At 57.8% G+C, this 25,631-nt stretch carries 23 protein-coding genes and 1 pseudogene; 12 read left to right on the forward strand and 12 right to left on the reverse strand.

The genetic code is table 11. The annotated features are described in order from the left end of the window. Window positions 1–2: 2 nt before the first annotated feature. Complete coding sequence (locus tag FNL56_RS28870; protein ID WP_168204677.1) at window positions 3–404, reverse strand: sugar 3,4-ketoisomerase; 402 nt, start codon at window positions 402–404, stop codon at window positions 3–5. 235 nt (window positions 405–639) lie between these two features. Then, complete coding sequence (locus FNL56_RS20010; RefSeq protein WP_168204678.1) at window positions 640–1,017, reverse strand: transposase; 378 nt, start codon at window positions 1,015–1,017, stop codon at window positions 640–642. Window positions 1,018–1,504: 487 nt separating this feature from the next. On the opposite strand from FNL56_RS20010, the gene FNL56_RS20020 reads away from it, so the two are divergent. From FNL56_RS20020 to FNL56_RS20045, 6 genes are all read left to right on the forward strand, one after another. Then, window positions 1,505–2,311, forward strand: a complete 807-nt coding sequence (locus tag FNL56_RS20020) for a YqaJ viral recombinase family protein (protein WP_143582270.1) — start codon at window positions 1,505–1,507, stop codon at window positions 2,309–2,311. After that, window positions 2,298–3,167, forward strand: a complete 870-nt coding sequence (locus tag FNL56_RS20025) for an ERF family protein (protein ID WP_143582271.1) — start codon at window positions 2,298–2,300, stop codon at window positions 3,165–3,167. The genes FNL56_RS20020 and FNL56_RS20025 overlap by 14 nt, the downstream gene beginning before the upstream one ends. Window positions 3,168–3,311: 144 nt before the next feature. Beyond that, window positions 3,312–4,820, forward strand: a complete 1,509-nt coding sequence (gene istA / locus FNL56_RS20030; protein WP_143581927.1) for an IS21 family transposase — start codon at window positions 3,312–3,314, stop codon at window positions 4,818–4,820. Then, window positions 4,817–5,626 carry an IS21-like element helper ATPase IstB gene (gene istB / locus FNL56_RS20035; protein ID WP_143581712.1) on the forward strand — a complete coding sequence of 270 codons (810 nt, stop codon included), beginning with the start codon at window positions 4,817–4,819 and terminating at the stop codon, window positions 5,624–5,626. Before istA (FNL56_RS20030) ends, istB (FNL56_RS20035) begins: the two co-directional genes overlap by 4 nt. Window positions 5,627–5,751: 125 nt before the next feature. Then, window positions 5,752–6,171 (forward strand): DUF968 domain-containing protein, encoded by a 420-nt coding sequence (locus FNL56_RS29010; protein ID WP_441351307.1) that lies wholly within the window; start codon window positions 5,752–5,754, stop codon window positions 6,169–6,171. A gap of 597 nt (window positions 6,172–6,768) precedes the next feature. After that, window positions 6,769–7,551: a class I SAM-dependent methyltransferase gene (locus FNL56_RS20045; RefSeq protein ID WP_143582272.1), complete on the forward strand. Its 783-nt coding sequence runs from the start codon at window positions 6,769–6,771 to the stop codon at window positions 7,549–7,551. 135 nt (window positions 7,552–7,686) lie between these two features. Here FNL56_RS20045 and FNL56_RS20050 read toward each other — a convergent pair whose 3' ends face one another. Continuing rightward, the gene (locus tag FNL56_RS20050) at window positions 7,687–8,049 is read right to left on the reverse strand and encodes an EamA family transporter (RefSeq protein WP_168204679.1); all 363 of its coding nucleotides are present in this window, start codon (window positions 8,047–8,049) and stop codon (window positions 7,687–7,689) included. Between the two features lie 138 nt (window positions 8,050–8,187). On the opposite strand from FNL56_RS20050, the gene FNL56_RS20055 reads away from it, so the two are divergent. The 5 genes and pseudogenes from FNL56_RS20055 to FNL56_RS28630 all read left to right on the forward strand — a co-directional run bounded on the left by FNL56_RS20055 (window position 8,188) and on the right by FNL56_RS28630 (window position 13,285). Continuing rightward, a complete protein-coding gene (locus FNL56_RS20055; protein ID WP_143582274.1) occupies window positions 8,188–8,850 on the forward strand; it encodes an acetyltransferase in 663 nt (220 codons plus the stop codon). Continuing rightward, window positions 8,850–9,716, forward strand: a complete 867-nt coding sequence (locus tag FNL56_RS20060) for a hypothetical protein (RefSeq protein ID WP_143582275.1) — start codon at window positions 8,850–8,852, stop codon at window positions 9,714–9,716. Before FNL56_RS20055 ends, FNL56_RS20060 begins: the two co-directional genes overlap by 1 nt. Before the next feature lie 79 nt (window positions 9,717–9,795). Then, window positions 9,796–11,295, forward strand: a complete 1,500-nt coding sequence (gene istA, locus FNL56_RS20065; protein ID WP_143582564.1) for an IS21 family transposase — start codon at window positions 9,796–9,798, stop codon at window positions 11,293–11,295. Next, entirely contained in the window at window positions 11,292–12,086 is a 795-nt protein-coding gene (istB, locus tag FNL56_RS20070; protein WP_143582276.1) for an IS21-like element helper ATPase IstB, read from the forward strand. The genes istA (FNL56_RS20065) and istB (FNL56_RS20070) overlap by 4 nt, the downstream gene beginning before the upstream one ends. Before the next feature lie 446 nt (window positions 12,087–12,532). Continuing rightward, window positions 12,533–13,285, forward strand: a pseudogene (locus tag FNL56_RS28630) (class I SAM-dependent methyltransferase). Window positions 13,286–13,320: 35 nt separating this feature from the next. On the opposite strand, the gene FNL56_RS20085 reads toward FNL56_RS28630, so the two are convergent. From FNL56_RS20085 to FNL56_RS20120, 8 genes are all read right to left on the reverse strand, one after another. Then, on the reverse strand, window positions 13,321–14,124 hold the full coding sequence (locus FNL56_RS20085) for a class I SAM-dependent methyltransferase (protein ID WP_168204680.1): 804 nt from the start codon (window positions 14,122–14,124) through the stop codon (window positions 13,321–13,323). Between the two features lie 125 nt (window positions 14,125–14,249). Continuing rightward, the gene (locus FNL56_RS20090) at window positions 14,250–15,191 is read right to left on the reverse strand and encodes a lysylphosphatidylglycerol synthase transmembrane domain-containing protein (protein ID WP_143582280.1); all 942 of its coding nucleotides are present in this window, start codon (window positions 15,189–15,191) and stop codon (window positions 14,250–14,252) included. 86 nt (window positions 15,192–15,277) lie between these two features. Then, entirely contained in the window at window positions 15,278–15,865 is a 588-nt protein-coding gene (locus tag FNL56_RS20095) for an SIS domain-containing protein (RefSeq protein WP_143582281.1), read from the reverse strand. A 100-nt stretch (window positions 15,866–15,965) separates the two neighbouring features. Continuing rightward, the gene (locus tag FNL56_RS20100; RefSeq protein ID WP_143582282.1) at window positions 15,966–17,603 is read right to left on the reverse strand and encodes a hypothetical protein; all 1,638 of its coding nucleotides are present in this window, start codon (window positions 17,601–17,603) and stop codon (window positions 15,966–15,968) included. 111 nt (window positions 17,604–17,714) lie between these two features. Continuing rightward, the gene (locus FNL56_RS20105) at window positions 17,715–18,698 is read right to left on the reverse strand and encodes a GHMP family kinase ATP-binding protein (RefSeq protein ID WP_143582283.1); all 984 of its coding nucleotides are present in this window, start codon (window positions 18,696–18,698) and stop codon (window positions 17,715–17,717) included. 77 nt (window positions 18,699–18,775) lie between these two features. Then, on the reverse strand, window positions 18,776–20,689 hold the full coding sequence (locus FNL56_RS20110; RefSeq protein ID WP_143582284.1) for an HAD-IIIA family hydrolase: 1,914 nt from the start codon (window positions 20,687–20,689) through the stop codon (window positions 18,776–18,778). Beyond that, window positions 20,686–21,645 carry an SDR family NAD(P)-dependent oxidoreductase gene (locus FNL56_RS20115; protein ID WP_143582285.1) on the reverse strand — a complete coding sequence of 320 codons (960 nt, stop codon included), beginning with the start codon at window positions 21,643–21,645 and terminating at the stop codon, window positions 20,686–20,688. Before FNL56_RS20115 ends, FNL56_RS20110 begins: the two co-directional genes overlap by 4 nt. 4 nt (window positions 21,646–21,649) lie before the next feature. Then, the gene (locus tag FNL56_RS20120; RefSeq protein WP_246661594.1) at window positions 21,650–22,921 is read right to left on the reverse strand and encodes a glycosyltransferase family 2 protein; all 1,272 of its coding nucleotides are present in this window, start codon (window positions 22,919–22,921) and stop codon (window positions 21,650–21,652) included. 240 nt (window positions 22,922–23,161) lie between these two features. On the opposite strand from FNL56_RS20120, the gene FNL56_RS20125 reads away from it, so the two are divergent. Beyond that, window positions 23,162–23,788: a class I SAM-dependent methyltransferase gene (locus FNL56_RS20125; RefSeq protein WP_143582286.1), complete on the forward strand. Its 627-nt coding sequence runs from the start codon at window positions 23,162–23,164 to the stop codon at window positions 23,786–23,788. Between the two features lie 12 nt (window positions 23,789–23,800). Here the strand turns inward: FNL56_RS20125 and FNL56_RS20130 are convergent, their stop codons facing one another. Beyond that, window positions 23,801–25,324: a hypothetical protein gene (locus FNL56_RS20130; RefSeq protein ID WP_143582287.1), complete on the reverse strand. Its 1,524-nt coding sequence runs from the start codon at window positions 25,322–25,324 to the stop codon at window positions 23,801–23,803. Between the last annotated feature and the right edge of the window lie 307 nt (window positions 25,325–25,631).

Genomic DNA, 25,631 nt, shown 5'->3' on the forward strand with positions numbered 1-25,631 from the left:
CTTTAAGCTAGCAAACTGGGCTGTGGAGAGTCGAATTTCATCGTATCATTGTACAGTTCCGACGCACACACGAGAACAATCGTGTTCGGTTCGAATTCGCTAAGTTGGATAAACACACCCCTCTTAATCCAAAGCCCGTGAGCATCAGCTCGCAATCGAATGCTGGAACGCTTGGAACCGTTATCAACCTCGATCAAAACTGAGCCTGTTTGCGCTACTACGAACTCGTCGCAGGAGTTAGCATGTCCAGACCGCATCACGTTTGCCCCAGTAACCTTCAGAAAAAAAACTCGCTTAGGCGCGAACGGAAGACTGTCTGGTTCCTCCAACGCGAGTAAGGTTGCTCCGTTACTTTCGTTGAATTGTAAATCTAGCAGTTCAACTCCGTTTATCAGATGCGCCACTGAAGTGTTCCTATTTGCAGTTTTTGATTTCGTTGCACGGCACAACTTCTAGCACTGCTATAAAGGGGCGGTATTTGTCGACTTGTAATTTAAAATGCACGCCGGCTTTAGACTTACTGTAACAGTTCGCTGAAAAAATCCCGAAATCGATCTATTTTCCTATTTATTTGGCAGGCTGGATGGTGGTGTAGTTAGGTGATAGGCGTCGCGCGGTGTCGCTTGGACGGCGACTGAGCTATGCGGGGAGCAGTTTTGAAATGCGAATTAGATTGTAAGCGATCAGGTTGAGCATGAAGTCGGCAGCGACGCCGCCGATACCGCGGTGCTTGGTCTCGCGCATCGTGCCGTGTTGCTTACCCCATCCGAAGACGCATTCGATCATCGCGCGCTGTGTCTGTGACATGCCATAGCCGGGGTAGCGGGCGGTTCGCTCATCGAAGGCGCTACGACGGCTCCGGCCGGTCTTGCCGATTGCATTGTTCTGCGTCACATGAGGCGTCACCTCGACGGCGCGCAGATTGGCGACATGATCCGCGGTGTCATAGGCGTTGTCCGCGCCGAGGGTGATGCGGCGGCCGGCCTGCTTGGCCCTGGCCATGAGAATCTTCTCCACGGCGCGCCTATCCTCGAATGCTCCGCGCATGCTGCACTCCACAGAATCACTTTTAAATTTAATTAGCATATCAGCGCCGCTGCGACGAGTTTTTCAACAGACTGCTAAAGATCAACGCTCGACGAACTATGCAATTTTTCTTCGACTTAGGGAGCTGGCTTGCTCAGGCGGACCCCTGCGCCACCACCATTCTCATCAATGAACTGAACGCCGGCTTTTTCTAAGGCTGCCTGCACCACGGCGAGAGTCGCGCGACGTGGCTGCTGATTTTGGCCCTCAAGCTGCCGGATCGTAACAACGCCAACGCCGGCTGCTGCAGCCAGAACCTGTTGGCTCCAGTCAAGTAAACCTCGAGCTGCTCTACACTGTGCTGGGCTGATCATTGCGACTCACTATTTTGCACGAATATGTCGGAAAAAGATTGACCTGTCGAAAATGATCATTATAGTCGTAAGTGTCGTTTTTAGACATTTGTGGAGATTTTGAGATGAAGCCTGTTTCGCGACGAGGATTTATTGGCGGCTCTGACGCCCGAACCATCATGGGTGATGACCAGGCTAAGCTGCTTCTACTTTGGCAGGAAAAGCGCGGCCAGCGGCCGGCGGATGATCTTTCTGGGAACCTAATCGTCCAGCTGGGAACCGTCACCGAGGACCTCAATCGACGCTGGTTCGAGCGGAACACCGGTCACAATGTGAAAGATATGCAGCGGCGGGTCGCTCATCCCGTTCTGAAGTGGATGGCAGCGACCCTGGATGGCATGGTCGAACAGACCGGCGCGGTGTTCGAAGCCAAGTTCATGCTGCCCTGGACGTTCTCGGAGGAAGCAGCGGCCGATAAACATATGGCGCAGCTGCAGCACAATATGTGGGTGACCAATGCTCGGTCATCCGTGCTGTCGATCATCACCGGCGGCGGCAAATGGGTCGAGATGACGATCCTTGCAGACCCGCTATATCAGCACCTCCTGCTGACCGCGGAGAAGAAGTTCTGGCAGTGCGTCCAGAGCGGCGAGACGCCTCGCCTTTTTGGGGTTGAGACCCCTCGCCCGCGGCTGGAAGCGGTCCGGGTCGTCGATATGAGTGCCTCCAATAGTTGGGCTGAGTTTGCCAGCGTGTACCGGCGGACCCGTCCGGCCTTTCAGGAACATGAAGGCGCCAAAGCGGACCTCAAGAAGCTGGTGCCGGAGGACGCCAAGGAGGCGATTGGCCACGGCATTCGGGCCAAAAGGTCCAAGACCGGCGCAGTCAGCTTCGAACTGATGGATATGGAGGCAGCAGATGCACAGCTCTAGTGACACGATCGGCGCCATCGCCTCTGCGCTCGCGAAGGCCCAAGGTGAGCTTAGCAACCCTGAAAAGGGCCTCACAGGCACCATCCGCTCCCCGTTTCCGCAAGGTGCCGATCGCACCTTCCGCTACGCCTCGCTCGCCAGCGGGCTGGATATTGTCCGCAAGAGCCTCGGTCAGCAAGAAATTGCGACGATCCAGACGACGGCGATCGATCAGGACAGCGGGCAGATCCGGCTGACGACGCTGTTGGCGCATGCTTCCGGCGAGTGGATCTCGTCGATCTGGCCCGTCTGTTCCGTCAGCGAGACGGCTGCACCCCACCGGATGGGAGCTGCCCTCACCTACGCCCGGCGATATGCACTGTTTGCCCTAGTCGGCATTGCTGGCGAGGATGACCTCGATGCGCCGGACATCTTGAACGACACGCCACCGGCTGAGCATACCAAGCAGCCGGAGCCGCCCAGGAAAGCGGGCAAAGGCACCGTACACCGGCCACCGGTGTTGGATCAGGCGACGTCAGGGGAGCTTCGAGACCAGCTTCTGGCCGAGATCCGTGCGTTGACAGACGGCGAGGACCTAGCTCTTTGGGCACATCGACGTCTGCCGGCAAAGAACACCTTGATTGAAGCCGATGCTCGTCTCGTAGAGGCAGCCTATCAATCGATCCTCGTTGACAGCCAGCAAGGCTACCTGCAAGGGCCGGAGCCGACCGGGCCGGCGATTAATGTCGATCCCGCGCCTCCTGTCGCAAGCTCTTTCCACGACGGATTGACCAGCGCAACCGCCGTCGAGCCAAATCCACCCCACGACCAGTGTAGCGCGACAATCAGGATGAGAATCCCGCGACAATCAGGATGAGAATGCGCCGCTGCTGGGTTGACGAAGGGAGGGCGTAGCCCGACCGGAGGCAGCCCAGCAGCGGCGTGTCGCCCGAACGGGCCTCATTTGGCGGTAACGGCGGCTGGTCAAAGATCGGGTTTCTCCTTTGAGAGGACCAATTCTTTGGCCGGCCGGCATGTCACCGATCAACAAATGAGGCTTTTCATGAGCTTGCGTCGCAACCATTCGCCAGCCGTCGCCGCTGCAAAGGCTGGTTTCAGCACCTCCGCCGCCTACCGGTTCGAAAAGGATCCCCGACTTCCCACCCAGAAGAAGTCGCCCCGCGAACGCCGCCGCGCTGATCCATTTGCCGATCTTTGGGAGAACGACATCCTCCCGATGCTGAACGCCGCCCCAGGCTTACGGCCGATCGCCGTGTTCGAGGAACTATGCCGCCGACATCCGGAGCTGGGTTCTGGAACGCGGCGGACGCTCGAGCGGCGCATTCGGGCATGGCGGGCGGTGAACGGGCCGGATCGGGAGGTGATCTTCCGTCAGGAACATCCGCCGGGTCGCATGGGGTTGTCGGACTTCACCGAGGTCGCCGATCTCGGCGTCACCATTGCGGGCCAGTTGCTGGACTGCCGGCTCTATCACTTCCGGCTGCCTTTCTCCGGCTTCGAACACGCCCATGTCGTACTCGGTGGCGAAAGTTTTGTCGCGCTGGCGGAAGGCTTGCAGAACGCGCTGTGGTCGCTGGGCGGGGTGCCGGAGCAGCACCGCAGCGACAGCCTGTCAGCCGCGTTCCGCAATCTCGGCGCTGAAGCCAAGGAGGATTTGACGACGCGCTACGAGGCGTTCTGCAGTCATTACGGCATGACGCCGACCCGCAACAATCCCGGCGTGTCGCATGAGAACGGCTCGATCGAAAGTGCGCATGGCCATCTCAAGAGAGCGCTGGCCGATGCCCTGCTGCTGCGTGCCTCTCGCGACTTCGACGATCTTCCGGCATGGCGTGGTTTTGTCGACGAGATCGTTGGCCGCGGCAACGCGCGCAATGCCAAGCGCATCGATCAGGAGCGGACGGCGCTACAGAAACTGCCGGTCCGCAAGACCGCCGATTATGAGGAGGTCAACGTCGATGTAACGACATCAAGCGCCTTCACGTTGCGCAAGGTGTTTTACTCGGTCCCCTCCCGCTTGATCGGTCACCGGCTGCGGGTGCGTCTCTATGACGACCGGCTCGAATGCTTCCAGGGCGCCACCCACATCGTCACCCTGCGGCGCGGGCGAAGCCAGCCCAACGGCAAACACGGCCACGTCATCGACTATCGTCACGTCATCCATTCGCTGCGCCGCAAACCGATGGCGCTGCTCAATCTGGTCTATCGAGACCAGTTGTTCCCCCGCCGCGTTTACGCTCGTGCGTTCGACGCCTTGCTCGCCGGCATTGGCGAAAGACCAGCCTGCCGTGCGATGGTCGGGCTTCTGGCGCTCGCACATGAACGGGCCTGCGAAGCGGAACTCGGTGCCGTGCTGCAAGCCACGCTCGACGACGGCATCCTGCCGGATCTCAAGGCGCTGATCGAACGCTTCCGACCGAAGGGCATGGCACTACCGGTCGTCGTCGTCACGCTGCCCTCGCTCGCTATCTACGACCAGATTGCCGCGGCTGTGGGAGAAGCCGCATGAACGCGACCGTCAAGATCGACGCCGCCCGTGTCGAATTGCTGCTCAGCGAACTGCGTCTGCCCGGCATCAAGCTGATCTGGGCCGCCCTGGCGGAAACCGCCGATAAGGAAGGCTGGCCCGCCGCCCGCTTCCTGGCGGCCCTGGCTGAACAGGAGATGGTGGAGCGAAACCGTCGTCGCTTCGAACGTCATCTGGATGAAGCCCGCCTGCCGCCGGGCAAGACCCTCGCTGCATTCGACTTCGATGCAGTGCCGATGATCTCAAAGGCGCAGGTGCAGGCTCTCGCCGCCGGTGACGCGTGGCTCGACAGGGGCGCCAATCTGTTGTGTTTTGGCCCGCCTGGCGGCGGCAAATCGCATCTGGCAGCGGCGCTCGGCATGTCCCTGATCGAAAAGGGTTGGCGCGTGTTGTTCACCAGAACCACCGATCTCGTGCAAAAGCTCCAGATCGCGCGCCGCGACCTCACGCTCGAAGCCGCGATAGCCAAGCTCGACAAATATCATCTGCTGATCCTCGACGATCTCGCCTATGTGACCAAAGATCAAGCCGAGACCAGCGTTCTGTTCGAACTGATCAGCGCCCGCTACGAACGCCGCTCAATGCTCATCACCGCCAATCAGCCATTCGGTGAATGGGGAAAAATCTTCCCGGACCAAGCCATGACGCTGGCGGCGATCGACCGCCTCGTCCACCACGCCACGATCCTCGAAATGAATGTCGACAGCTATCGCCGAAAAGAGGCTGTCGACAAAGCCCGCGGAGCCGGAAGGCCGCCAACGCGCGCGACAATCAAAGCGTCATCCTGATTGTCGCTCCACGACAATCAACTCCACGACACGCAATTATCACTTGCGTTATCGTCAGGCCGCGACAATCATCCCCACGCCGCGACCGCTAAATTGCCATCCTGATTGTCGCGCTTCCCATCCAGATTGACGCGCTACACGACCAGACTGTCACCCCGATCACCAAACCGGTCCGGCGACGCAACAAGGCGCATCTAGCTTTTGTGGCGCAACAGCCCTGCCTAATCTGCGAGCGGCTGTCTTGCGATGCCCACCATCTGAAGTTTGCCCAGCCCAACACGCTCGGGCGCAAGGTCAGTGACGAGTTCACGGTGCCGCTATGTCGTGACCACCATCACGATCTGCATCGGCAAGGCAACGAGATGGCGTGGTGGGCCAATATGCATGTCACCCCGACCGACGTCGCACGTCAGCTTTGGCAATCAAGCCCGATTCACGAGATCCGACCGGCTTCACACCGTCGCGATCCCGCCAGATCGACGCACTCTACCAATCTCCCCATCGAGAATTCAACGAACATCATAAAACCGATTGCGAGTTTCTGATGAAAGCATTTCCTTCCAACGAACCCCAGCTCATCTGCCCGAAAGGCAAGACGACTATTAAACTCACAGAATCACTGGCCGCACCGCTGATTGCCAAAACCCGGAAAAAATTTCGCAGCAGCTCGCGGATAAAAGTCGGAGCTCGCCAAGCGCGAGGTCACGCTTCGCAAGACACAGGTTACGCTCAAGAAGGGTCGCGATGCCATGAATGAAGAAGTCGCCGCCAAGCTAGAGGTTAAAAGGGGGATCGATCGCGCAGGTGGAGGCCAGGAGACCGCGCGCCAGCAGGAAGGCCAAAATGCAGCCCAGCGTGGTGCTGGGCACAATGTACGCGCAAAGACGGCGACGGTTTGGACAATCAAGCGTCACCCATATGACGAAGCCGGCTGGGCCATCCCGCGGGCAACAAGATGGACGGTGGGCCAGTCCTCGCGTCAGTCCAACCGATCGGCCGGGGGATCTTCGACACCCAACACAATCCAATGTAAAACGACCGTCAAGCTAACAGAATCGTTGGCCGCGCCTGAGTCGCCAAAACCTGGAACCGTCCGTCCAGTTTAGCGCAACGGCACGCATAACTAACGAAACGGTCTGAAAATGAAGTTCGTCAAGATAGAGCCGCCCGGAAGCTTCTGTACGTACGAAGCTCTTCGAGACGCGCTCAAAGTGCGCGGAGGGAGCACGTTCCTGGACGTCGGCTGCGGCGCGGGTATGATTTCGAAATTGCTTTGCGAAGAAGGCCTGACAGGCGTCGGCATAGACTTCTCCGAACGGGCATTAGCCATCGCGAAAGAGAACCTGGCGACGGAAATCAGGAGTGGCAAATATCGCCTTCAAGCAGACGACATACACGACCTTCCAGCAGACTTTGCGAAAGTCGACCTGGCTGTAAGTTACATGGTAATGGAACATGTAGAAGATGACGTGGGGTTCATAAAAGCCATATCTCGGTACGTAAAACCAGGAGGAGTTATCATTCTTGGAGTGCCAGGGCGAAGAGACAAATGGTCGATTGAAGACGATACGGTAGGTCATCTTCGAAGATACGATCGGGCCGATCTCGATGACGTCATGCGTAAGGCCGGCCTGTTACAACGAGACGTTTGGTCTGTGGCCGTTCTTGTTGCAAATATCCTCCTTCACATCGGGGCGTGGCTGATCTCAAAGAGTGGTGAAGTTTCTAAGGTGGGCCTGAGCCAACGGGAGCAAACGGAAACCAGCGGAATTCGAGACATTCCCTGGAAAACAGTTTTCCCGCCCTGGGTAAAGATAATTCTTAATCGAACAACGCTGTGGCCGCTGTTTATCGTTCAGCGACTTTTCTATCGCACAGGACTTGGAGTAACGATGATGGGGGCGGGTGAATTACCCAGATCGTAACACTCTGAGTCCGCCGACATGAGTTGGAGCGAATTCGGTCGTCCGGAGCAAGCTGAAGCAAGAGACACGGATGCGCTGCATCTAAACTGAATGATGAACAAAGCTGCTCAATAGCTCAAAACGCGACAGGTCCGGTTAATATTTATAGACGCTCAGCGTAATGCCCACGAGGATCAGCGCCGAGCCAAGAATCTGCATCGGCGAAAAGCTCTCGCGCAATAGCAGAACGCTGCCCAGCGGTACCAAGACAAAGGTCAGCGCCATAAATGGATAGGCAAGCGTCAGCGGCATGCGCTCGATGGCCAACGCCCAAGAGACGCTTGCGCCCAATGCGCAGACAAAGACCGACAGCACGAACGGATCGGTGTACATGGCAATCAAATAGTCAATTTTTCGCCCCGGCACAGAAGGAGCCAACGTCACGGCACGCCATTTCAGCATGATCTGGGCGTAGATCGTCAGCGCTAGAGTTGCGCTTATGTAAAAATACTTTGCCATGTGATACCTGCAAGCCGTGCCGTGTGTGTGTTGCGCACACTCATGCCGTGCCGGCGTGTACATGACAAGCGTGCCGGACTTATATAATTTCAGGTATCCTGCGCAGCGCCGACCCAGCTATTTGAAAGGTGAACGAGTATGAACGAGGTTGTTATTTTTGGCACGGGCGAGATTGCAGTGCTTGCAGATTTCTACCTCACGCACGATTCGTCCCGACGGGTAGCCGCCTTTACCGTAGACGCTGCCTTCATGAAGCAGCGCACCTACCTCGACAAGCCAGTGGTGAGTTTCGAGGAGTTGGCCGCCAGCTACCCCCCGGATACCTATGATCTGTTTGTTGCCGTCAGCTACGGTAAGCTGAACGGAACGCGAACAGCCAAGGCTAGCGCAGCGAGGGCCATGGGCTACCATTTGGTGAGCTACGTCAGCAGCCGGGCGACGGTATTTCCCGACCTGACACATGGCGACAACTGTTTCATTCTGGAGAACAATGTAATCCAGCCCTATGTGAAGATCGGAAACAATGTGACGCTGTGGAGCGGAAATCACATAGGGCATCACTCGACTATTAAGGACAACGTATTCATGGCCTCGCATGTAGTGGTCTCCGGCGGCGTGACCGTAGGTGAAGCTAGCTTTGTAGGTGTCAACGTCACTTTGCGTGACCATGTATCCATCGGAGATCATTGTGTGCTCGGTGCCGGTGCGCTGGTTCTCGAAAATCTTCCCCCGGGCAGTGTGTTAGCGCCGCGGGGCACCGAGATTTCACGCGTGCCCAGCTCCCGATTGCGGCGCATCTGATGGCGGGGCAAACCCGGGGCGCCTGGCGTAAACTGGGCCTGCTGTTCGCCGGGCCAAGCAAAGGCCATCACGCCTTAGTAAGTCACGCAGCACTTCCTGTTCCCTATACGCTGGAAGGGGATCTGGTCCGCATCTTCTACAGCGGCCGCGATGCAGCCAACCGCTCATCTGTAGGCACAATAGTTGCTCGTCTTGGCGAAACTCCCCGCGTGGAAGACCAGAGTACGGCGCCTGTTCTGATGCCAGGTGAAACGGGCGGGTTCGACGATGCCGGCATCGGCATCGGCTGCATCGTCCCTGGCAAGCAGGAAGACCGCCTTTATTACATGGGCTGGAACGTTGGAGGCGCAGTGCCTTGGCGCAATTCTATCGGTGTCGCCTTTGGAAACGCTCGGGAAGGCCGTTTCGAAAAGCGCTTTCTGGGACCAATCCTGGACCGGTCAATATTGGATCCGTACAGCCTATCGTATCCCAATGTTCTGCAACTTGGCCCACGGGAATGGCGAATGTGGTACGGGACCCATCTACAGTGGGGCTCTACTCAAGCAGACATGAGCCATGCAATCCGCGCGGCCACCTCCACCGATGGGCTCGAATGGAGACCGGACGAGAAAATCTGCATGGCCCCGCAGGGCGACGAGATCGCGACCGTGCGCCCCAGCGTCATGCGCATCGCCCCTCACGCATTTGAAATGTATTTCGCTCTACGCGGGTTGAACACGCCATACTCCATCGGTAAGGCAACGGGTGTCGACGGTCACCGATGGCATCGCGTGGACGCAGGCATTGTCCCGGATGGCCCCGGTTGGGAAGGCAACGCCCTCACCTACCCTGCTGTAAAAGCCGGAGCAATACTGCCTCACTGAAGCGGCCGATTTGATTGGCTGCGCCGGAGTAAAACTGCGGCAGTTAGAGTCCTTTGTCTGGAACGGCAGGGGGCGGGGGATGAAGACAGTGGAGCTTTACGCGCGGGTCCGGCACGCCGTTCTGATCGAGGGGATCAGCGAGCGCGCTGCGGCAGACCGGTTCGGCATCAACGCCAGGACGGTCTCGAAGATGCTGAAGTTCTCGGTGCCGCCCGGGTACGTGCGCAGGAAGCCGCCTTTACGGCCGAAGCTCGACGAGTTCAGCGGTGTTATTGATGCGATTCTGGCGACCGACAAGGACCGGCCGAAGAAGCAGCGGCATACCTCGAAGCGGATCTTCGAGCGGCTCCGCGACGAGCACGGATTTACGGGAAAAATCACAATCGTGAAGGACTACGTTGCCGGCTGGCGCCAGCGGACGCAGGAGATGTTCGTGCCGCTGGCACATCCGCCAGGGCATGCCCAGGCCGATTTCGGCGAAGCGATCGGCGTCATCGGCGGCGTCGAGTGCAAGATCCACTTCTTCGCGATGGACTTGCCGCACTCCGACGCGATCTTCGTGGTGGGCTATCCAGCGGAGACGACGGAAGCGTTCTGCGACGGACACGTGCGAGCGTTCGCGTTCTTCGACGGCGTGCCGCAGTCGATTCTCTATGACAACACCAGGATCGCGGTTGCCCGCATTCTCGGCGATGGCAAGCGTCAGCGCACGCGCGTGTTCAGCGAGCTGCAATCGCATTACCTGTTCACGGATCGGTTTGGCCGCCCTGGCAAGGGTAACGACAAGGGCAAGGTCGAGGGGCTTGTGGGGTATGCGCGGCGGAACTTCCTGGTGCCGATCCCCGTGTTCGCTGACTTCGAGGCCTTGAACGGGCATCTTCTGGAGGGGTGCCGGAAGCGCCTTGCGGACCGGCTGCGCGGCCATGACGGCACGATCGGCGAGCGGCTGCAGCACGATCTCGCCGCGTTCCAGAAGCCGCTGCCGGCGCCCTACGACGCTTGCGACAAGAAGCCGGGCAGCGTCAACTCGCTCTCGCTGGTGCGCTATCGGCTGAATGACTACTCGGTGCCGACGGCCTATGGGCACCAGAAGGTGCTGGTCCGTGGCTATGTGCACGAGGTCATCATCGCCTGCGGAGCCGAGGTGATTGCGCGCCATCCCCGCTCCTACGCGCGCGAGGACTTCGTGTTCAATCCACTGCATTACCTGGCGCTCATCGAGCAGAAAACCAATGCGCACGACCAGGCAGCCCCGCTCGCCGATTGGAAGTTGCCCGAGGAGTTCGCGACGTTGCGCCGCCTGCTTGAGGCCCGTATGGGCAGGTCCGGCAAGCGCGAGTTTGTGCAGGTGCTGCGGCTGATCGAGGTGTTCAAGGTCGACGACGTGGCCGCCGCTGTGCGCGACGCAATCGCGCGCGGTGCGGTCGGCTTCGATGCCGTGAAGCATCTGGTGCTGTGCCGTATCGAGCGGCGTCCGCCACGCCTCGACATGACGATCTATCCGTATCTGCCCAAAGCGACGGTCGCGACAACATCGGCGCGGTCGTACATGGATCTGTTGGCCGGAGTGGCGACATGACCGACGCGCCGCAGATCCTGCTCGCCCACCATCTGAAGGCGTTGAAGCTGCCGACGTTCCTGCGAGAGTACGACAAGGTCGCCCGGCTGTGTGCGGCTGAAGGCGTCGACCATCCGCGTTACCTGATGCGGCTGGCCGAGATGGAGATGATTGATCGCGAGCGACGTATGGTGGAGCGCCGGATCAAGGCGGCGCGGTTCCCGACCGTTAAAAGCCTCGACAGCTTCGACTTCCTGGCGTTGCCATCGCTGAACAAGATGTTGGTGCTGGAACTGGCGCGCTCGGACTACGTCGAGCGGCGCGAAAACATCATTGCCGTCGGCAACAGCGGCACGGGCAAGAGCCACATCGCGCTCGGGCTCGGCTTGGCGGCCTGCCAGAAGGGCCTATCGGTTGGCTTCATCACGGCGTCGGCTCTCGTCCACGAACTGCTCGAAGCGCGCGACGAAAAACGGTTACTGCGTCTTCAGCGTCAGCTCGCCGGCTACAAGCTGCTGATCGTCGACGAACTCGGCTATGTACCACTCTCTGTGACCGGGGCCGAGCTGCTGTTCGAGGTCTTCAGCCAGCGCTACGAGCGAGGCAGCACGCTGGTCACGAGCAATCTGCCGTTCGACGAGTGGACGTCCGTGTTCGGCTCCGAGCGGCTCACCGGCGCGCTCCTCGACCGCCTCACGCATCACGTCCATATCCTCGAGATGAACGGCGATAGCTTCAGGCTCGCTGACTCAAGGCGCCGATCACGCCGAGCGCGGTCAGAACCGCCGGCGGACGCGGCCCCTCAGGAATAAAACGCGACAAGCAAGAAGGCCCCCGATCGGGGGGCCTTCTTGCTTGCGTCCGTGCTGCACTTTTACTCCGGCCACCCGCTGTAAAATCTCTCCGGCGTTGACATATCGGGCCGCTGCATCGATCGCCGGGCACCCTACGGTGCACGAACTTCACGTGCAATGGCTTGCTCCTGAAGACGATCTGCCTGTTAGTACCGGCCCGCCATGGGGCCGCACCCTCAAACGTCGATGTCGAGCTTGACCGGTTGCGCAAATAGCCCCAAAATATTCGCAAGCCAGTGGATGCCTTTCACACAGAAGCGCGCCCCAAATTCATGCGACTTTGCTTAAAATGCCAAGACACGCTTATTGACGAAGATTGGCGCTGCCTTTCCTGCGGCTTTTCACCGACCTGGATCGGTGAAATCCCCTGCTTTGCAGTAGACCTCGCCCTTCAGAACGATGGGATGGCGGCAGATTCCCATATCCATCTGGACGCGCTTCAGGATCAAAGCTTCTGGTTTCGCGCCCGAAACCGGCTGATTCAGGACCTCGCGCGCTGCCACTTCCCCGGCGCGCGCCGTGTTCTCGAAGTGGGCTGTGGAACGGGCTATGTGACGCGAGCACTTCGTAGCGCGCTGCCTCTGGCAACCACGACGGCTAGCGAAATTTACGCCAATGGCCTAGAATATGCTAAACGGCGTCTGGGTAACGATGTCGAATTTCTGCAAATGGACGCCTAGGAAATTCCTTACAAGGAGGAATTCGACCTTGTCTGCGCCTTCGACGTTCTGGAGCACATCGACAATGACAAGCTGGTCATCGACCGCATCATCAATGCCCTGAAACCCGGTGGCGGCGTGATGCTGTCGGTCCCTCAGCATCCCTCGCTCTGGAGCCAGGTGGACACCTACTCACACCACAAACGGCGCTACCGGACCGGCGAACTCACGGCAAAATGCAAGGCGGCCGGGCTCACCATTGTTCGCGATACCTCGTTCGTTTTCTCGCTGCTGCCACTCATGCTCATCAAGCGGCTGAGCGAGCGGAACAATTCGAAGTTCGATCCGCTGCAAGAGCACACTTTGCCGCTCGGCGTGGACCGCGCCTTCGAGATCGCGCTCGACCTGGAGCGACGCCTGATTCAGGCAAACGTCAGTTTCCCGATCGGCGGCTCGCGTTTCGTCCTGGCAAAGCTGACGGCTGATCGCCAGGGCTGACGTGCGGCGAACGCCGCACCGCCGTCCGGCCCTCTTTAGAGACGTGACCGTGCGTCAACAAACAGGGTCAGGTCTTCGGGAAATTCGACCAGCGAACGCGACGAAACGACAGGCACTTCGCACCACAGCCGTTCGATCGTGTGCTTCTCCAGATCGAGCGCCCTGAGTTCACCGACAAGACTCAAATACATGTCTTTCAGTTTGGTCGAACCCGGATCGAGATTTGAAACGGCAACCAATCCCGTCGGCGCACAATCGAATATCTTGATATCGAGATCCGGGCGGTGAGCCTTCAGGAGCGGAACGATCTTCCAGACGTCGCCGGTCCAGGCATGTTTCCAGGGGCCTTCGTTGTCGTCCCCCATCTCGTGGGTCCGCAGCGTCATCCGGAAATTCGACGGCAGACAGTCGTGCATGAAAATGACCGACCCCGGACCGCACGCGCGCTCGGTGTTGTAGAAGTCGCGCAGCAGGTACTCGGCCCGATGCATGCCGTCGAGGAAACAAATGTCCGGCGGGCCTTTCAATATGGCCTGCAGATCCTGCTCAGCGAAAAAGTCGTCTGACGTCATCTGGAAAAAATGCGTCTGGCGGCGCCCGGACAGCACATCCTGCGCCAGCTTGAATTCGGGATCCACGCAGACGGCATCGCAGCGGAAAGCCTTCAGGGAATTACCCAGATGGGTACCGATCTCGAAGTACCTGGTGGGGCGAAGATGCTGATCCAGAAATGCAAAAAACTCGGTGTATACAATACCGGACGGGCTGAAATCCTGCTTCCTGATCGTCAGATGACGACTTGGCGAACGGTCAGAAAGATTTGCACCAAGCTCAATCACAGCCAGTTTCCTCTTTGGGCCAGAAAAAACCTTACTCCGCGCCGTTCGCGCGTGCGAGCGGAGACGATTTACCACTTTGCCTAAAATCTTCGATGGCCTATGACCTATTTTCACAACGATCCCATCTACCGGTGCAAGGAAGGACGCAGCAGCCACAACAGGCCACCCGGCATCGCCGCCAGCAGCACGCATACGCCGAACGCGACAGACAAAGCTCCCGCCTCGGCCGGGCTAACCCCGCTCACCGTTCCCAAAGTCATCACGACAGCAGCCTCCCGCCCGCCCCAGCCGAGATAGAAGATCGGCAGCGAGGCAACAAATGTAACGAACGGCATGGCAAGTGCGAGCTGCCAAATGGTAAGGGGCAAACCGGCCGAGTGAGACAGAACCAGGAACGCCAAGGCGGATAGTCCAAGCTGAACAACCAACGACACTAGCAACAAGCCCGCTACCGACAGGTCGGCCAATTCCCGTCCCAGATCGTTGGCCTCTCGCACGATTCCGTCAACGACGGCGATCCTTACCGTGCACTTATATTGCGATAGACCGACCAGACCCACAAGTCCAATGAAGCTGGCCAGCCAGACCGCCGCTTCGATCTGCCAGCCTCCGGACAGGAGGCCTGCAAGCCAGCTCACGAAGACTGCGATGATACCCAGCGCAACCAGTCCGCCCGCAGCGATCAGGCGCTCGTAGACGACAATCCGTGTCGAATCTCGTGCCCGGAGCCCAAACCGCAGGCTCATCATGGCGACCTTCGCGATATCGGCAAGGGCGGACACCGGCAATCCGTGCGCGACGAACAGAACAATGAGCTGGACACGTAGCAGGCTGAACAAGGACGCCGGCACCCGAACCATCAAGAAGATGATCTGCAGGCGCCAGGCGGTGGCGACCTGGACTACAAATACCAGCAGCGTCGCAAGGAACAGATCGAAGCCATTTATTTTTTGCCAGACCGCGACCAGCGATGCCGCGCCGGTTCCACGGGCAAACAGATAGACCGCCCCCAGCAGCAGGAGGCTGCCAACCAACGCCGCCCACTTTCGGATGAGGATTGCTCCCATATGCGTATCAGCCCTTGCCGCCTCGCACAGGGACGGACATGAGGGCCGCCCCGGAGAATCGACGGGCACACTTTGGTTGAAGCCGCCTAAACACTCGGCTGCGCAATTTCAGGCAAGCACTGGAGAGTTCCACACAGCGACTGCATCACGATGTGTCCGAACACAGCATGGAGATCTTCAACGATCTGCATGTCGTCGACGTCGATCCAAAGATGATGCCGGGCGGCGGCTTTCAGTCGGCCTCCAGAAAAACCACACAGACCGAGGGTCACACACCCCAGCCCATTGGCGCAGTCAATCGCCCGAATGACGTTTTCGGAGTTTCCACTGCCCGATACGGCGATGACGAGATCGCCAGGCTGAGCAACGTTCTTCACCTGCTCCGCGAACGCATCCTGATAGCCTTGATCATTGGCATGAGCTGTAAGAAGGCCGATGTTATCGAGCAACGAACGCCCCCGAAATGGCGTACCACTGGCAAGAGATATCCCCTTGTTCCAGTCGGTGATGAAGTGCGCCGCGGTGAGCGCGCTTCCTCCATTGCCAAACGTGATGGTTTGTTTCCCACCACGCCATGCGGCTTTCACCAGTTCGACGGCGGCGTCGACCTGGTCCCTGTCTACTCGCGAAATGACGCTGGAGAGCCTGGCTAGGTAGTGGCTTGATGCACTCACGGCAAAGTCTCCTGCGGCAAATCCGCAATTCCACGGCTCGGCGAGGCAAGATCGCAGGACCGGAATTTCGCACGGGTCTTAGGGCTCGATATTTCCTGTGTCAATGGCAGTTAAAGCCATCCGGCTTCTGATCCGCCCTCAATTTTGCGGACAGCACAATCGGCTTTCCATCCCGTTGATTGAAGTACCGCAGTTCGGGGGATGACCAGCCGATGTCCCGCACCCAGCGCGCGACCCTCGGCTCGCCTTGCGCGACCAGAATGGCAAGCTCCGCATCCTTTCCGCCGCAAAGCGTCCGCTTCGCCACTTCGGGATGGAAGTCTGTGATAGTCGCAATGGTACCTCCCGTTACCATAACAAACGACATGAATATCCCCCAGTCCGGCATGAACACCACTCTCTGGCGGAGATCACCAAGACTTGCCTCGGAGAAATTCAGGATCGCATCGGACGCGAGGCCGTTACCACCCGTCGCCCTGAGAGCAAGCAGTACATGCTGCCTGTTGATCGAATTGATCACCAGTATGGGTAGGATCAGCAGACAGATCAGCGCATAGGAACTTCGCTGAGACAGTTTGAGTTTCTGGCTTAGTACTTGAACGAGGGACGAAGCGCCGAACCCCAGCACAAGCGCGAACAGGACGCCGGAAGGCGCCAGATGATGGAAACTGAGACGATCGCCGAACACCAGCACGGTGGGAAGAAAGCTGAACAGGGCGCCCAGCGCCAGCACCGAACCTGCGATACGCGATCGTAATGCAATGCTGCACAACAGGCCCGATGCCGCCAGCATAACAGCGATCCAGTTTCTGATCGAGATGGAATCGAATTTCGGAAGGGGATCCAGCATCATTGCGATGGACCCGTTCTCAAGCATTCCGGTCAACAAGGTCCAGTACCATGCGAAACGCCCGCCCAGGCTCAATCGCGAGCTCGCCGGCGTCAGGCCCTGCCAGTTTCCCTGGAAGTATTGGAGTGCTTGCGTCGGGCCACCGACCTCCCAGGTCAGCAGCAGAAGAAAGATGAAAAAGGGCAACAGCGCCAGGGCCGCGCCGAACATCCAGCCGAGCACGATCGCACGCGTTCTGTCCACCTGACGCACGACATGGATGACGTACAAGAATGCGATGAAAAATGCAAAAAAGAAAACGAAGTAGCCATACACTGCCAACCCGGCCAGATATCCGGCCAGAATGGCACGGCCAATGGTCGGCCGTTCTGGCAAACTGGCAGCAAGCACGAAGCTGAGAAGCAGCGGGGCGATCGGCAGGACGTTGATATTGAATTGCGTCCGGAAGCTGAAGACAAAAGTCGGGTCCAGCGCAATCGCGGCAACGGCCACTGTCGCGATTACCTTCCCGGCGCCAAACCTGAACAGGAAGAGCCACGCTGAAAAGAGCACGATCAATCCGTAATACGCATTGACTATTCTGATCGCCTCGATCGAAGTACCGAGAAGCGTGTACACGGGCAGACCAACGAAAAAACTTAAGGATCCAACATAGGTCGCAGAGACAATCGGAAAGCGGTCGAAAACAACGCTTCCCGGCGCAACCCATGCGGAGATCTGGTCCCGAATGGGGCTGAACAAACGACCAACCATGTAGTCGTTATTGACGGCGTCCATATAAATTCCAGGCGTCCGGATTTCAGCGAGCGCTCCGCTCAAAAACAGTATGGCAATGATCAGGAGTCCGGGTGCGACCGCCTTGAACTCCAACCTGTTATCCGACGCCAATTTGATCTCCCGTTCGTTGCCGCATCAATTGTGTAGCTTGTTCTGCCACACAGCCTGTCTCGAGATTTTTCCGCTACCAAAGGGACTGCCACGTACGACCGCGGCGCAACGTCAGGCATGGTAAAATATGACCTGGCACCCCTGCCGCTCGAAGCCGACCGGCACCCGCCTCAAAGGTACTAGCGCGGCTTCGATCGCGAGATGCTTTTCGGCCGGCCCATCGAAAAGCAGAAAGCCGCCGCCGCCGGCACCAAGAATTTTTCCGCCCGTCGCTCCAGCCGCGATGGCCCGGTCATACAGGTAGTCGATTTCAGGATTGCTGATGCCGGAACTGATACTCTTCTTCAACATCCAATTCTCGTGTAATATCGCGCCCAGATTATCGACCGCTCCGCTCTGCAGTTCATCGCGCAACTGATACGCCAATTGAACCATCGAACGCAACACATTCTGCTTGGCCAAGTTGCTGCTGACCGCTTCACTCTGCACTTCAAGCAAAGCGGAAGCACTTCTGGTCGACCCCGTGTAGAACATTAGCAGCCGGCTCTCGACGGCCTGCCGGCGCTCCTTCGGCATGATAATGGGGGTGACACGGGTCGTATCGTCGGCATTGAACTCGATCAAAGACATGCCGCCATATGCAGCAGCATATTGATCCTGCTTTCCGATAGGCTCCCCGCATAGCTCGATTTCCACCTCGCAGCTCAGTTCCGCCAATTCCTGCGCTGCCATGAAACGCCCCTGGAATCCGCCCAGCGCGCACAAAAGCCCGACAGCGAACGAGCTTGACGATCCCAGGCCCGTGCCGCGCGAGGGCACGTCAGCGATGGTGGTTATTTCGACCCCGCCGGATATTCCCAGAATTTTCAACGCGTTCTTGACGATGGGGTGCCTGATCTGCCCCAGATTCTCGACTTCTTCATTGCGCGAATACGCTACCCTGAGACCATCATCGAACTTACGGTTCACGGTGACATAGATATACTTGTCGATCGCCGTACTGACTACCGCACCGCCAAAGCGCCGATAAAAACTGGCAATGTCGCTGCCACCGCCAGCAAAACTTGCACGAAGGGGCGTCCGGGTGATTATCAAAAAACGTTCCTCTCTCGACGGTCTTCAAGGCCGCTGGCCGCCTCGCTTTGCAAACATCGGCGCAAGCCGGGCCCCAGCTACAGCAACTCTTTTCCAAGTATCGATTGCATGTCGACGACGTGGCTTGCTTGCGCTACCCAGCTATCCGTAAGCCAGCTCTCGTCTGCGATGCGCTCATTATATACTTTCTCGATCACGTCGTCGCTCCACGATCGGGCCCGGTATTCCTGAACGAAACGGTCGTGCCTGCGTGCCTCGCCATCGGTAACGCCAACCAGCAATTCGGCGCGCGAAACAGGTTCGATGAGACCGGCCACCACACCCTCGACGACCACGATTGCATCACTTGCTAGCGTGACACTCTCCGATTCCCCGGCGCGGACCCGCTTGTTCCTCAGATACACGGGCATCTTCGCATCGAGCAACGCACCGCCCCGAAGCCAGGGATCAAGCAAGCTCCGCGCAAGATCCACGTCGAAGCGACCGACAACGCCATCGTCAGTCCTCTCATCGAGCGGCCTGATGAATCCATCGAGACCGACGCGCTCGGCCGAAAAGCCACGGCTTCGAAGTTCATCGACAATGAGCTGCGCAACCGTCGATTTGCCGACCCTAGCACGTCCCACGACGCGAACCAGCATGCCGGAGCGGATACCTTCGAGAACCTCTTCGAGGGACGACTTCAACGAATGGTAACCACCTGTGATGAACCTTGCGGCTTCGCCGATATCGGCAAACTCATAGTCCGGCGATACGACAAACTTTCCATCGTTTCCGGCTTCGCCGGTGCGGACTAGGACGGCTCGTACGCCCGCGTTACGCGCGGCGCGCATATCACCCGAGCTGTCGCCAACCATCCAGCTCGACGACAAGTCGATGTTGAAATCCTTACGTGCCCTTTCGATCATGCCAATCGCCGGCTTGCGGCAATCGCAAGCGACCTTGAGGTTCGACACTTCTCCTTCAAAACCCGCATCCGGATGATGGGGACAGAAATATAGTCCATCAACGAAAGCGCCGGCGGCTCCCAGCAGCGTGTCCATTTTCGCATGAATGCGATTCAGCTCACGAACCGAACACTCGCCTCGCGCGATCACCGGCTGATTGGTAACCACGATCGATCGAAATTCCGCCGACCGGAACATGTTCAATGCGCGACCAGCGCCCGGAACGAGTTCCAGATCATCGGGCGTTCGAACGTATCCGTTCAGGACATTTAAAGTACCGTCGCGATCCAGAAACACCGCCTTCTGTTTTCTGGCCAGGCTCGCCCGCTCGATAACACCGCGTCGCAAATCTGAAATCGCCCGATCCAACCTGGATGGCGTTCCGATGTCTTTGATATACTCCGGACTGACGTAGCCATTCAGGGCGATGCCGGCCTTCAGGCAGCCCGGAAAGAAGTCCCTTCCAAAATCCAAGATTCCGTCTTTGGGTTGCTGCGAGAATATCCGCCGGTTGATCACGTAGAGGGCGGCATTCACCAGATTTCGGTGAAACTCGCCGTCCGTGTGAGGGTACGGAATAAATCTTGCAATCGAATTGTCATCATTGATCACGACCAGATCAGAGTCGTGCGGATGATCGTTCGGATGAAGCAGAAGCGTCGCTTCCGCTCCGGAACCGATATGGTTTTCCCACAGACGATTGAGGTCGACATCGAACAATGTATCCCCGTAGACGACCAGGAATTCCGGCTGCAGCATCCCTATGACGGCATGCACCGCGCCCGCGGTTCCGCGCGGCTCGCCATCGTCGATACAAGTGATATCGATTCCGAAACGTTGTTGTTCTGCCAGGAATTGCTCGATCAGTTCTGCACGATGATTGACGAGCACCAGGACATTACGGAAGCCTTGGTCCTTGAGCAGTTCGATCTGCCGTTGCAGCAGCGGTATGCCATCCACATCGATCAACGGCTTTGGGAGGCCACCAAGCCTGTCTGCCAACCTTGTGCCTTTGCCGCCAGCCAGGATGACCGCCTGTTTCACCTGGCAGCTTCCTGACCGACCACTTCAGCCACGGCGCGCTGAATGGCGTTCATGGAGCTGTATTGAGGTCGCCATCCGAGTTTCGCGAGCTTGGCCGTCGAATAGGAGAAGCGGGGAACGTCGCCGACCCAGCCGAAGTCTTCCTTGCCAAAGGCAATGGAAGCGTTCGGGCAAAACTGATTGCGCACCTCCTCCGCGATCGCGCTCACCAGCACGCCCTCGTCTTCGGGGCCCATATTGTAGAGCGAATAACTCTCTTTCGAGTGCTCTCGTACAAACAGGATTGCTTCGACAAGTTCAGAGACGTGCATGTAAGGCTTTCTCTGAGTCCCGTTCCCCAGGACGTCGAGCGTGCCTTCATTGAGCTGGAGCTTGCGAACAAAATCCAGAATGACGCCGTGCGTGGCAGGCAGGCCCACCACGTTCGGAAAGCGGAAGACATTCACGCGCTCGAGGGACGATTCCAGCGCCGCGCGTATTTGCGCTTCGGACGCCAGCTTCATTGCCCCGTAGTTCGAGATCGGCAGGGTCGCATCCAGTTCGGAAAAGGCACCGCTAACCTGCAGGCCATAAACGGCGGATGTCGATGCGAAATGAAGCGTGCCGATCCCGTGCCGCTTCATCGCCAGGAGCACATTAAACGTCGTCAGGAACGTATCTCGCAAATCAATGTTCGGGTCACTGACTCCGGCCGGGATGTCGGAATTCGCGGCAAGATGCCAAACTTCGTCGATCCCCGACGACGCAACGACCTTCTCGAAGGCAGCATCCACCGACACATGCTGGGCGATATCGACCACAACCAGTTCGGCACCTGAACCAAGCGCCTCGATGTTGCGACGGCTTCCCCGGGACAGATTGTCGAAGATAACAACACGATCGCCGGCATTCAGCAGTGATTGCGCCAGATTGGCACCAATAAATCCTGCACCGCCGGTGATCAGATGAGTGCGCATCGGCCTAACGTACCTGCAAGTGAGATTTGACGCGATCCGACTGATAGATGTTCAAGGCATGCATCAGCAGCATAGAAACGAATAGGAACGCGCCGCTTGCGAAAAAGAACATTCCCACGATGGCCAGATGATTCAGCAGCACGGTTCTGTCGTCATACTGATAGCCGGCTTTCATGAACTCCAGTATAAACGGCGCGAGCAACGCAACGCCCAGAATCACCATTGAAGCAGAAACGATCACGGTTCGATCAAACGCGAACACCCGCAACAGTGATCGCCGGTAAATGCCATCGCCGTCATACAGGCATCTGGCTACAAGCGCCAGCAGGACCATGTTCAACCCCTGCAATCCGACAACCAGCGCGATCAGCATCGTGTTCAGTGACAAACTGAAGGCGCCGAGGTCGATCGGCCCCAGCGACAGCGTAGCAAGTCCGATCAAGCCCAGCGCCAGAAGAAGGACACCCGGCACGAGAAGGAAAAAATCGGCGCCAAACGTGAACATGGCCCGCATGTTCATCCAGCCTGCTCTCCAGGGCTCCATCCAGCCACCGCGAACCATGTGGCTCTGCCGACCGTTCATATCTTTGAGGAAGTGAATTGGCACCTCGGTCGAGCGCAAGCGCGCGTGAACCGACTTGAGCACCATTTCCGATGCATACTCCCAAGACTGCGACGACAGATCGATCTTGCGAAGAGCATCGATCGAGATGCCGCGCATCCCGCAATGGATGTCGGAAAATTTTGTGCCGTACATGAAATTCAGGATAGCCGTCGTGGCCGGCGTCCCGAAGTAGCGGTGCAAAGCGGGCATCGCTCCAGGTTCGATAGAGCCCTTGAAGCGCGATCCCATGACGAACTCATATCCCTGCTCGAACTTCTCGATATAAGGCCCGATGCTGCGGAAGTCGTAGGTGCAATCCGCATCTCCCATGATGACAAATTTGCCGCGGATGAAAGGTATGGCGTCAATATAAGCTCGCCCCAGGCCGCGTTTCGGCGTGCGCAAAACCCGGGCGCCGAGTTCCAGCGCCAGTTGAGGCGTTTCGTCTGAGGAGGAATCCACGATGATGATCTCAACCTTCGATTGCACTTTGGAAGCGCCTTCGAGGCACCAGGATACAAATTGCCTGATGGCAATCTTTTCGTTCATGGCCGGAACGACGATCGATATGATGGGATCGGTCACATCGTTTTGTGGAACATAAAGCACGATGCTGGGGTCGTCAGGGGACACAACCTGCTTCTGAGAACGATTTTTGAGTTGAATGTCCACGTTTCGCCCAATCTTGACCACCGGATGTGGCCGGTTGATATTTTACTCTTGGTAAAATGTCTAGGTGCATGTGGGCCGCGATTCCCAGAGACTTCTTGCTTTCGGACACGTAATGTCACAGAGGGAGACTTGCGAGGGTGAAGACTGGGACGGCACGTCAGAAAGATGACCTGATCCTGCTGTGCGTCACCCCTTGCATCGAAGATTGAACGGCTACCAACAACTGCACAGGCAAACGGCATGTCAGACCAAATCAAAGCGATCCATCGTGCCGTTGGAAGCGCTCATACGGCCCTGATACCGGCTCGTCGCACCAGCCGTCTGGCCGACTTGCTTTCGGTACATCTGCCGCGCAATGCAAATGTGCTGGATTACGGATCGGGCGATGGTCTTTTGGCCTCGTTGATCATGAAACATCGGCAGGACGTGACCATCGTCGGCATCGACGTGCTGAAACGACCGACGTCGCTTATCCCTGTTGAGATCTTCGACGGAAAAACAATCCCGCACGCCGACAAGTCATTTTCGGCCGTCATGATCGTCGATGTCCTGCATCACACAGATGATCCGCAGTCCGTTCTTCGGGAGGTCGCGCGCGTGACCCAGGGCAGCGTAATCATAAAAGATCATCTGGCGGACAGCATGTTGTCACGCCCGATCCTGCGATGCATGGACTGGGTCGGCAACGCGCCCTACGGCGTCAGGCTGCCTTACAACTATCTTTCGACAAAACAGTGGGATGCCATCTTCGATGGGGCAGGACTGAGCACCACGTCGCTGAGCAAGAAACTCAATCTCTATCCCGCGCCGCTTTCCTGGGTGTTCGACCGCGATCTGCACTTCATTGCCAACCTGTCGGTCGACTGATCGGAGGTAGGTTTAGGCCTGAGCGCCTGAAGCGGATGGGACAACGCCGATTTCCCTGGCGAACGCCATGAACAATTGAACGGTCCCCTCCGCATTCAGTTCGTAGTTCTCGTGATGCAGCAGGTGATTGAGCTCGGAGACATTTCCCGACAGCTCTTCTGTACCGCGAAGCAGGGACGACGGAATGTATGTCGGCTTCGTCGCGACTTCGGACTGCTGCGAAACCCATATGGCGGGATAGCTTTCCAGTACGGCGAGGTTCGCATGGACCATGCCCGGCGCCGAGGTGAACCAGCCGATCTTGTGTTGAACAGAACCGTGATGGCAGAAATACAAGTCGGCATGCCGGGCCAGCAGGATGGTGTCGGAGATGCTCAGCCCGATGGCGACGAGCATTCGCTGTGACAACTCGTGCCCAATCTTTTCTTTCACCTGTTCCGCAACGGCGATGTCTTCGCTGACAATGCCGCGGGCAGCGTTCTGATGGTACGAGGGAGACCGTTCGAAGTCGTCGGAAACCGAGAATCCATCGATGATGATCATGGCATTTTCCGCCGCCCGCAAGAAGGCCTCAGCGAGTGACGCCAATAGAGCAACTTGGTTCGTCGGCGTGCGATTCCGGCTGCGGACGCTGATCCACAGAACGGGACCTTGGCAGCGATCCAAACCAGCCGACATTTCCTGACAAGCGGCCGACGCCCTGCGTTCGGCGACCTGCATCAGACGATCCACCAACGCGGCCTGAATGAAAATGGCACCTATCGGCGCGAGCAACTCGCCCCCGTGGTTTAAGCCATGCAATCCGATATCCGGCACGTAGGCGACTTCCGAGAAATCGATCTCGGGAAAGATTTCCCGAATCGGTCCGAATGGCTCCTGGGTGACGATCAATTCGAGGGCCGGCGATTGACCGCGTTCCGCCAATTCCTGGAACGCGGAAAGCTGGTTCCAAGCATGATGAGCGAAGTTGGAGTCGCCGGTGACGATCTTGAGGGAACGACCTGCCGGGCCGGGCAACCATCCACACTTTCTTTGAACTTCAAGCATTTCGTCCAGGTGCCGATCAAGAAACCCCCAATCAGATGCAACCAGCGTCGTCACTATCCGCAACCCAGGAAAAATCGCTCCACAAATAGGATAGCCTTGGCTCAAGTCTCCGATGCACACCATAAGGCTGGAGCTCCCAACGAATCCGAAGACCGTGGATTTATCATTTAACAACAACGACGAGCCGGTCGTCAAAACATTTCCAGTGAACGGGCAGGTGACGTCGAAACAGCCTCGGGTTATCAAATCGAGCTGAAAATTTCGGACTTTTCTCTCCTGAAAGCCCTGTTGAGCCAGCGCAACGCTTTGCAAAAACTCATTTAGATATGGTAACTCGTGCTTCTTCGCGAAGGCTCGAACGTTTTCGTCGCTCATCGAGTGAAGCTGGTGGCGTTGAAACTTCATTTCTTTGACATTTTCAGACGGCATTGTCGGATTGGCCACGCCCTTTGCGAGCGCCAATACCCGGCGAATCCATTTCCGAATCATCTTTTTGATCCAACCCAATGTAGAGATGCGCATCCTTAGCAAAAGATGGGCATCGCGTCAGATCCGGGGAAGTAGCCAAGAATGACAAATTGCATAGCCAGAGTTATCCATATCACCAAATTGGACCACTAAGCCGCGCGCGCTCGTGTTATCCGAACGCTCGTTTTGCACTGCTGACGGCCAAAACCGAACACTTTACAACTACCGAAGCGTGCGTTGAACATTTTTAAAGTCCAAGCTAATCTGGGAAAAAGACCGTATTGCATGCTGCTAAACTTGTAAACAAAGTGCAGGGTCGCTATCGTTC

The organism is Tardiphaga sp. vice304, assembly GCF_007018905.1.
In the GTDB taxonomy this organism is placed as follows: domain Bacteria; phylum Pseudomonadota; class Alphaproteobacteria; order Rhizobiales; family Xanthobacteraceae; genus Tardiphaga.

Coding starts and splice junctions, on each gene's coding strand:
- FNL56_RS20050 (WP_168204679.1), bottom strand. CDS start 8,049: ATGGCAAAGTATTTTTACATAAGCGCAACTCTAGCGCTGACGATCTAC.
- istB (WP_143581712.1), top strand. CDS start 4,817: ATGAACGCGACCGTCAAGATCGACGCCGCCCGTGTCGAATTGCTGCTC.
- FNL56_RS20130 (WP_143582287.1), bottom strand. CDS start 25,324: ATGATTCGGAAATGGATTCGCCGGGTATTGGCGCTCGCAAAGGGCGTG.
- FNL56_RS20045 (WP_143582272.1), top strand. CDS start 6,769: ATGAAGTTCGTCAAGATAGAGCCGCCCGGAAGCTTCTGTACGTACGAA.
- FNL56_RS20115 (WP_143582285.1), bottom strand. CDS start 21,645: ATGCGCACTCATCTGATCACCGGCGGTGCAGGATTTATTGGTGCCAAT.
- FNL56_RS20060 (WP_143582275.1), top strand. CDS start 8,850: ATGGCGGGGCAAACCCGGGGCGCCTGGCGTAAACTGGGCCTGCTGTTC.
- istA (WP_143582564.1), top strand. CDS start 9,796: ATGAAGACAGTGGAGCTTTACGCGCGGGTCCGGCACGCCGTTCTGATC.
- FNL56_RS20055 (WP_143582274.1), top strand. CDS start 8,188: ATGAACGAGGTTGTTATTTTTGGCACGGGCGAGATTGCAGTGCTTGCA.
- FNL56_RS20090 (WP_143582280.1), bottom strand. CDS start 15,191: ATGGGAGCAATCCTCATCCGAAAGTGGGCGGCGTTGGTTGGCAGCCTC.
- FNL56_RS20025 (WP_143582271.1), top strand. CDS start 2,298: ATGCACAGCTCTAGTGACACGATCGGCGCCATCGCCTCTGCGCTCGCG.
- istB (WP_143582276.1), top strand. CDS start 11,292: ATGACCGACGCGCCGCAGATCCTGCTCGCCCACCATCTGAAGGCGTTG.
- FNL56_RS20020 (WP_143582270.1), top strand. CDS start 1,505: ATGAAGCCTGTTTCGCGACGAGGATTTATTGGCGGCTCTGACGCCCGA.
- FNL56_RS20125 (WP_143582286.1), top strand. CDS start 23,162: ATGTCAGACCAAATCAAAGCGATCCATCGTGCCGTTGGAAGCGCTCAT.